Genomic DNA, 2,808 nt, shown 5'->3' with positions numbered 1-2,808 from the left:
TTAACAAAGAACTTTTCCAGACCTGTATGCTTAAATGATTTTATCATGTAGATATTATAGCGTGTTGCGCCTCACGCTACAATCTTGATAAAGACATTTTAGCTCTCATCTGTTCTTTTAGCTAGTTTTGCTATACCCGTGCTTATTGGCAGCTATATGCTTACATGTAGAGTCAGCATCATTAATTTAGAGAAAACTGATCATTTTGAGTATTAGGATCAACAAACTAGGTGAAACCAAAGCGAGTTACAACCTTTTAACATTTAGTAAAATTCTGAAATTAACTTTCAGAATGCTTTAGGGGGCATTTCAGCGAAAGATCCAATGCGCCTAGCCCTCTAAAATGCGAACATATGACAAATTCGCTTGGTAATTAAGGTACGACAGAATCGCTTGGTGATCACAAGATCAACTAACCAAGTCGAAAATGATAAATGTCGGATAGGCGACACCTGTTACCAGATGCCGCCCTCCTAAGAACCTATATGGAATCCACTATTTTACAAAGATAAATTTACTAAAAATTAAGATGCGTACGTATATTCGATCTTTTTAAAGGAAGCTATCCTATGATCTTTGATGTGTTCGCACCTACTGTCCTCAACAGTACGATAGCCTCTAAGGCTTTGGTTCTTAACAGGTTCTCAGTAGGTTGGTCTTACCTTTTAGATTTTCATCTTCATAGAATATTTTGAGCTATTATGCTGTTAGAAATTCAGGTTGATACTTCGTGTTATGTTTTAATATAGCCCAGGCTGTTCGTACGGTTTTATTGGCGAGTGCAATACAGGTCTTCTTGTAGCCGACTCTCTGTAGAGTCGCCAGTATCCATTCATCTTTTCTGGTCTTAGGTTTGCTTCTGCTAAGCCGAGAAATGTATGACATAGCTCCTAAGTAGAGCAGTGATCTAAGATCCTTAACTCCACCATTCTTATCAATACCTACCATTTTAGCTTTACCACCGGAAGAATGCTGCTTTGGCGTTAGCCCAACAAAAGCTGACGCTTGTCGACCATTTTGAAATTGTTCACCAGAACCTAATGCTATATACAGTGATACTGCGGATGATGTACCAACACCTTCCAGTTTTGTTAACCTTTTACATTCTTCTATATTGATAATTAATCCATCGAGCTCAACGTCGATTTTGCTGATTTCTTGCTTTAATTCTCGGTATTGCTCCCACAAGAGGCCAATCATTTTTAGAAGTGGAACTGGAAGTATATTGTTCTCTATCGTTTCTAATACTGCTCTGCTCAACCCTTTTTCACCTTTAGGGTGAACAATACCACAGCCTAATAAAACCCCTCGTATGTGTAGACCTAAATTTGCTTTACTACGAGTTAAAAATCGTCGACTGTTTTCTAGCGATTGCAGAGATTGGCGCTCGATTGATTTTGGTTTGCTATATTTTAAGCCAATTTGTAGAGCTGCATTAGCAATGGCAAGTGCATCATTGTTGTCGGTCTTATGACCTTCTAAATAGCGTTTGACTTTCTTGGGGTTAATTATACGAACCTCATGCCCATATTCTTCAGCCATTCGCCCCCAATAATGACAGCCACAGCAGCCTTCCATTGCTACGATAGAGGGCTCAGATTTAATTAAAAACTCGCTGGTTCGTTGGCGACTCATTGCCTTATTTGAAAGAAGCTCACCGTCTTTACTGATATGGCATACTTGTAGCGTTGTTTTCGCTAGATCTATTGCAATGATATTCTTATTCAACATATCGAATCCTTTGAGTTTGGTCATCCCCCCATCTTAACTGGAAGAGAGAGGGATGTGGATTCCATACATCAGTACGTGCAACTTTCACTGCATACGGCTCAAGCCTCCACTAAGGCGTTATTGTTACCCAGCAACTCACAAAGCAGTGGCGACAGGATCAAACCATGAGTTGCGACCTGTATTTTTCACCTTACGTTCATTGAGAAAACCTTCCCAAAAAGGATCAAACGGATTCGCTTGACTCATGATTTTAACATGTCGCTTAATTGGCACCTTACCGATGTCAAACAGCCTGATCACGCCATACTTTCCTGCCTTTTTGAACCAGCCATGAAAAGTCCATTGACCTTGCAAGTTCAGAAAATACTTATGTGCGATCCACTTGCGTCCCTTGTTTGGGTGACGCCTAACTGACCATCGCCATAACGCTAGAAACATCTGATGACCAACATAGCCGAAGGTTTGTTTAGCAACACAATGGCGATAGTAATTCGCCCATCCTCGTAGCTTTGGATTTATCATCTTAATGAGATCGGCTACTGGGATTGTTGCGCGTTTTCTAATGAGGTCACGCATATTTCGTAAGAATGATAATACGTTGGATTTACTCGGTTTAATGAGCAGTTTCCCTTTGTACTTTCTGGCGTTGAAGCCAAGAAAGTCAAAACCATCATTGATATGAGTAACGTGCGTTTTCTCTTCAGAAAGCGTTAAACCTCTTTCTTGTAGGAAAGTCATCAGTTGCGGCTTGATGTCATTCACAAGAACTTCCTTTGAAGAGCCAGTGATAACAAAGTCGTCAGCATAACCTATAAAGTTTACTCTGCTGCCTGTCTTGCGAGCGATAGACTTAGTTAGCTTTTCTAGTCCGACAAGAGTGAGCAACATCAGGGTAGGTGAAATTATCCCGCCTTGTGGTGTTCCCTCCGCCGTTTTGTAGAAGAGACCTTTGTCTATATAGCCACATTCCAGCCATTGCTTAAGCATCCTTTTGTCTGTCGGGATATTATCAAGTAGCCATTGGTGACCTATCTTGTCGAAACAAGCTTTGATATCCCCCTCAAGAACCCATTGTGC

At 40.7% G+C, this 2,808-nt stretch carries 2 protein-coding genes; both read right to left on the bottom strand.

Translation table 11 applies throughout. The annotated features are described in order from the left end of the window. Nucleotides 1–699 precede the first annotated feature (699 nt). The gene (locus AB6E51_RS24145) at nt 700–1,731 is read right to left on the bottom strand and encodes an IS110 family transposase (protein ID WP_154724008.1); all 1,032 of its coding nucleotides are present in this window, start codon (nt 1,729–1,731) and stop codon (nt 700–702) included. 135 nt (nt 1,732–1,866) lie between these two features. Beyond that, the coding region (locus AB6E51_RS24140) for a group II intron maturase-specific domain-containing protein (protein WP_372140280.1) at nt 1,867–2,808 on the bottom strand (942 nt) is incomplete at its 5' end.

It is taken from the genome of Vibrio sp. 10N.247.311.47 (assembly GCF_041467535.1).
GTDB lineage: Bacteria > Pseudomonadota > Gammaproteobacteria > Enterobacterales > Vibrionaceae > Vibrio > Vibrio crassostreae_C.
This window is presented reverse-complemented; position numbering and strand designations above follow the sequence as displayed.